General features: G+C 69.0%; 5 protein-coding genes. 4 read left to right on the forward strand and 1 reads right to left on the reverse strand.

Annotated features, from left to right (window positions below; genetic code table 11):
• Nucleotides 1-200 precede the first annotated feature (200 nt).
• The 3 genes from VJR25_RS08920 (at nt 201) to VJR25_RS08930 (ending at nt 3388) form a co-directional block, all read left to right on the forward strand.
• Nucleotides 201-1121, forward strand: coding sequence for a PAC2 family protein (locus tag VJR25_RS08920; RefSeq protein ID WP_324114621.1), 921 nt, complete (start codon nt 201-203; stop codon nt 1119-1121).
• A gap of 222 nt (nt 1122-1343) precedes the next feature.
• A complete protein-coding gene (locus tag VJR25_RS08925) occupies nt 1344-2693 on the forward strand; it encodes an RNA polymerase sigma factor (RefSeq protein ID WP_324114622.1) in 1350 nt (449 codons plus the stop codon).
• Nucleotides 2690-3388 (forward strand): coenzyme F420-0:L-glutamate ligase, encoded by a 699-nt coding sequence (locus VJR25_RS08930; RefSeq protein WP_324114623.1) that lies wholly within the window; start codon nt 2690-2692, stop codon nt 3386-3388. The genes VJR25_RS08925 and VJR25_RS08930 overlap by 4 nt, the downstream gene beginning before the upstream one ends.
• Before the next feature lie 67 nt (nt 3389-3455).
• Here VJR25_RS08930 and VJR25_RS08935 read toward each other — a convergent pair whose 3' ends face one another.
• Nucleotides 3456-4481, reverse strand: coding sequence for a sugar-transfer associated ATP-grasp domain-containing protein (locus tag VJR25_RS08935; RefSeq protein WP_324114624.1), 1026 nt, complete (start codon nt 4479-4481; stop codon nt 3456-3458).
• 90 nt (nt 4482-4571) lie between these two features.
• Between VJR25_RS08935 and VJR25_RS08940 the strand changes: the two genes are divergently transcribed.
• Nucleotides 4572-5309 (forward strand): sugar-transfer associated ATP-grasp domain-containing protein (locus tag VJR25_RS08940; protein WP_324114625.1); only part of this gene is annotated, 738 nt, incomplete at its 3' end.

The following is a 5309-nucleotide window of genomic DNA, read 5'->3' on the forward strand; positions in this document are numbered from 1 at the left end:
CGTCATCCTGCGGGGGTAGGGCGAGGATCACTGCGTCGGTGTCGGTGGCTGCGAGGGGCGCGCTGCTTCGCGCGATCTCGGGAAACGGCATGATCGCCATTCTAAGGAGGCACGCGCAGGCCGACGCGGGCCTGTCGGCGCCGTGTTCGCTCTGAGCGGCATCGCGCACGACAGCCGCGCATCACTCGTAGAGTTGAAACGTGCCCAGCCCCGAGTCCCTTTACCGTCGTGAGCCCGCCGCACCCCCGGTGCCGGAGGGGCTGCCGCTGGTGATCGCGCTCAACGGCTTCACGGATGCCGGCGGGGCCGTGTCGCAGGTCATCGACTATCTGCGCGAGGACGTCGACTCGTATCTGCTGGCCACGTTCCTCAACGACGAACTGCTGGACTATCGCGCCCGTCGTCCGATCATCACCTTCGACGGCGACCGGCTCACCGACTTCAGCCCGGCTCGGCTGGAGCTGTCGCTGGCGCGGGATGCCGCCGGTCGCTCGTTCCTGCTGCTTGCGGGATACGAGCCGGACTTCGCCTGGGAATCGTTCGCGGAGGCCGTGATCGACCTCGCCGACGAGTTCTCCGTCTCGACGGTGACCTGGGTGCACGCCATCCCCATGCCGGTGCCGCACACGCGGCCGATCGGCACCACCGTGAGTGGCACCCGCCCCGACATCACCGAGGCGCACTCCGTGTGGCGCCCGCACACGCAGGTGCCCGGCACCGCGGTGCACCTGCTCGAATACCGCTTCGCCGAGGTGGGGGCATCCGTCGCGGGCTTCGTGCTGCTCGTGCCGCACTACCTGGGCGACACCGAGTACCCGGCGGCCGCCCTGGCCGCCCTCGACAGCATCGCCGTGGCCACCGGGCTCGAGTTCGACGGCGACGACCTGCGCCGGCTCAACCGCGAGTTCCTCGACAAGGTCGCCGAGCAGGTCGAGGGCAACGAGGAGCTGTCCCAGATGGTGCAGACGCTCGAGGAGCGCTACGACGACTACATGGCCGGGTCCACGCACGCCACCCCCATCATCCACACCGGCGACCTGCCCAGTGCCGACGAACTGGCGGCCGAACTCGAGCGCTTCCTCGCCAACCGCCCCGGCGACGAGCGCGGTCCGATCGCCTGATCGGGCTGCGGCACCGCGGAATACCGGCACACCGCCGGGCGTTTCACCATGATGTCCGGCGTCGCAGACCCTCGATCGGGATGTGCGACAATGGATCAGCCGACCCGTTGTCATCCTCATGCACGGCGGCGACACCCGTCGCCCCCACGCACCCGGACTTGACAAGGGTCTTACTAGTGTCCGCACACCGACCGGTCGGCCCCGACCGGTGAAAGGCGAAACGTGACCACAGGCACGAAGACCACCGCCCGCTCCGGCGCCACGGGCGCCGACGCAGACGAGACCGTGACGGCGGAGGAATCCGCCGAGGCCGCCACGCCCGCGAAGAAGGCACCTGCCAAGCGCACGGGCGCGAAGAAGTCCGCCGCCGCCGACAAGGCCGCCAAGAAGGCCTCGGGCAAGCGCGGCAAGAAGAAGGACGACGCCGACGAGCCCGACGAGGAGCTCGACGGCGAGGACGTCGAGCTCGACGACGACGCTGCCGAGGGCTCCGACGACGCCGAGGCGGCCACGACCGCCGCAGCCGCCGCCGGGGACGAGGAGGACGACGAGGAGGGCACCGCGACGCCCCCCGCCGAGCCCCTGCCGACCGGCGCGATCGTCATCAGCTCGAAGGATGAGGACGACGTCCCCGTCTACTCCACCCAGATCACGGGTGCCACCGTCGACCCGGTCAAGGACTACCTGAAGCAGATCGGCAAGGTCCCGCTGCTGAACGCGGCCGAAGAGGTCGAGCTCGCGATGCGCATCGAGGCCGGTCTGTTCGCGGAGGAGAAGCTGTCGCACATGTCGGCGGCGGAGAAGTCCACGCAGCTGGGCATGGACCTGCAGTGGGTGGCCCGCGACGGCCAGCGCGCCAAGAGCCACCTGCTCGGAGCCAACCTCCGCCTCGTGGTCTCGCTCGCCAAGCGCTACACCGGTCGCGGCATGCAGTTCCTGGACCTCATCCAGGAGGGCAACCTCGGCCTCATCCGCGCGGTCGAGAAGTTCGACTACACCAAGGGCTTCAAGTTCTCGACGTACGCCACGTGGTGGATCCGTCAGGCGATCACCCGTGCCATGGCCGACCAGGCGCGCACCATCCGCATCCCGGTGCACATGGTCGAGGTCATCAACAAGCTCGCCCGCGTGCAGCGCCAGATGCTGCAGGACCTCGGTCGCGAACCCACGCCCGAGGAACTCAGCCGCGAGCTCGACATGACCCCCGAGAAGGTCATCGAGGTGCAGAAGTACGGCCGTGAGCCGATCTCGCTGCACACCCCGCTCGGCGAGGACGGCGACAGCGAGTTCGGCGACCTCATCGAGGACACCGAGGCCGTGGTCCCGGCCGACGCGGTCGGCTTCACGATGCTGCAGCGCCAGCTCGAGTCTCTGCTGGACTCGCTGTCGGAGCGCGAGGCGGGCGTCATCCGCATGCGCTTCGGTCTCGGCGACGGCCAGCCGAAGACCCTCGACCAGATCGGCGACACGTTCGGGGTCACCCGTGAGCGCATCCGCCAGATCGAGTCGAAGACGATGGCGAAGCTGCGGCATCCGAGCCGGTCCCAGTCGCTGCGGGACTACCTCGAATGACCGGGGCGGCCAACGAGGGCAAGGCCCTGACCGTCGAGATCGACGGCGGCACCGTCCAGCGCATCCCGATCCGCACGCGCGTCGTCATGCCGGGCGACGACCTGGACGCGTTCGTGCGCGAGTACGCATCGGATGTCGTGCAGGACGGCGACATCCTGTTCGTCACCGAGAAGATCGTGGCCATCACGCAGGGGCGCTCGTTCCCCGTGGACGAGATCCAGGCGCGCAGGCTCGCGCACGTCCTGTCCCATTACGTCGTGAAGACGCCGTACGGGATCGGGCTCGGGATGCCCCAGACCATGGAGATGGCGATCCGCGAGGTGGGAACCCCGCGCATCCTGTTCGCCGCCGCCGTGGCTGCGGTCACCAAGGCCTTCGGCCGCAAGGGCGACTTCTACCGGATCGCCGGTGACAGGGCCCGCGCGATCGACGGCCCCACCAAGCACACCATTCCGCCGTACAACCAGGCGGTCGTGCTCGGCCCGCTGCGCCCGCGCGAGGTGTCCCGGCACCTGCAGCAGCTCCTCGGCACGAAGGCCGACGTCGCCGTGGTCGACATCAACGACCTGGGCGGCAACATCCTCGGCTCGACGCTCGACAAGGCCGGCGAGGAGCGCCTCGTGCGCATCCTCAAGGACAACCCGCTCGGGCAGGGGCACGAGTCGACGCCGCTCGGCGTCGTGCGCCCCGCCTGACGGTTGGCCCATCACGCGAAGACCCCGGACTCGACGAGTCCGGGGTCTTCGCGTCGTCAGGGGTGCGTCACCTGACCACGGCTTCGCCGATCGCGTCGCGGTAGCGGTGCAGGAGCCCGGTCCGCACGCCGGAGACCGTCGGCTTCATCTGGAAGACGCTGGAGTTGTGGTTCGCCTCGATGACGGCGGGGCCCTCCGGGGTGACCGCGATGTCCCAGCCGACGTAGGGGATCTGCGGGATGCGGCGCGCCAGCGAATCGACCATCGCGATGATCTCGGCGTAGCGCGGCACCTCGAAGCCCGCGATCGGGGTCCCGGTGACGGGATGCGTGCGGAACACGTGGCTGTGCTTGTCGACGGCCGGGTACAGGGCCGTGCCGTGGTCGTCGAGCATCGTGAACATGCCGCCGCCGGCGAAGTTGTCGATGACGTTGCCGTTGCCGATGCGCAGCACGCCGGCGATGACGTGGAGGATGCCGTTCGGGTCGAGGTACGTGATGAGCCGCACCGTGTTGACGCTGTCCGGATACAGCGACGCCATCGCGGCATCCTGATCGAGCACCTGCTCGACGAGCGTCTGGCCGTCCGCGAGGCGGGCGTCGCGCCATGCGGCGACGTCGTCGATGGCGGCCACGTCGTGCATGGCGATGCCCGAGCCGCCGAGCCCGTCGGGGACCTTGGTGAGCACGCGCCCCCGGCCGTCGAGGAAGGCGGCGAGGTCGTCCGCGCTCGCGGTGCGCGCGTCGATCCACTCGCGGCGGATGACGTCGGCGAAGTCGGTGTAGAAGCGCTGCTTGTCCTCCATGAGCGCTCGCGACTCGGGCGCGTTCAGCGTCTTGTTGAGGCGGAAGGCCTTGGGATGGGTCATCCAGGTGGCGCGCTCGCGCCCCGTCAGCAGCCGGATGTCCCACACCGCGTAGTCGCGGAATCCCATCTCGTAGCGCACCGAGCACCACAGCATGTCGGCGATGATCACCGGCAGGAGCGCCCGGGAGGAGCCCTTGGACTGCTTGGCGAACTCGACGAGGTTGCCGGCCTTCAGGCGGCGGGCGCGATCGCCCAGATAGCGGAGGCGAAGAGCGATCTGACCCATGTTTTCGACGCTATCACGGGGCCCTCGACGCACCCCGGTCGCGTGGTTCCCGGGGCCCTCGGAGGCGGCCCGGATATACTCGCGAACGCTATGCAGATCGATGTGAAAGCCCGTGCCCGCTACGCCGTGAACCGTCTCAAGCGGTTCTCTCCCACCCGCATCTGGGCGCTCGCGCACAAGATCGGCGGCGAGCACCGCAAGTGGACGTTCCCCGTGTTCGTCGACATGCTGTGGTGGGCCGCGTTCCACGACACCGCGTTCATCGACTACTACGAGGCCGACTTCGCCTCGCTCACGCCGAAAGAGCGCAAGACGTTCATGACCTCGCTGATCCAGCACCACATCGCGGTGAGCGTCAACGACGCCGAGGTCGCCGAGCTGTTCGCCGACAAGCGCCGGTTCCTGCGCCGCTTCGCTCCGTACGTGCACCGCGAGTGGATCGACCTCGAGGAGGTCGGCGCGGCGGAGCTGCAGGCGTTCTGCGAGCGGCATCCGATCATCATCGCGAAGGTGCCGATCAGCCGCGAGGGTCACGGCGTCTTCCGCCACGACACGGCCGACGTCGCCGACTGGGACGCCTACCACGCCGAGCTCGTCGGCAACGGGCAGCTGCTGGTCGAGCAGCCCATCGTGCAGCACCCGTATCTCGCGGAGTACTGTGCGGGCACGGTCAACACCACCCGCGTCACCACCTACTTCGACGGCACCACCGTGCATCGCCTGGTGATGGTGCAGAAGTTCGGCCGCGGCTCCGTCTCGGACCAGTTCTCCTGGGGCGGGTTCTTCACCATGCTCGACGACGACGGGCACTCGGTGGTCCGGGGCCAC

This window comes from Microbacterium sp. (assembly GCF_035277845.1).
Taxonomy (GTDB): Bacteria; Actinomycetota; Actinomycetes; order Actinomycetales; family Microbacteriaceae; genus Microbacterium.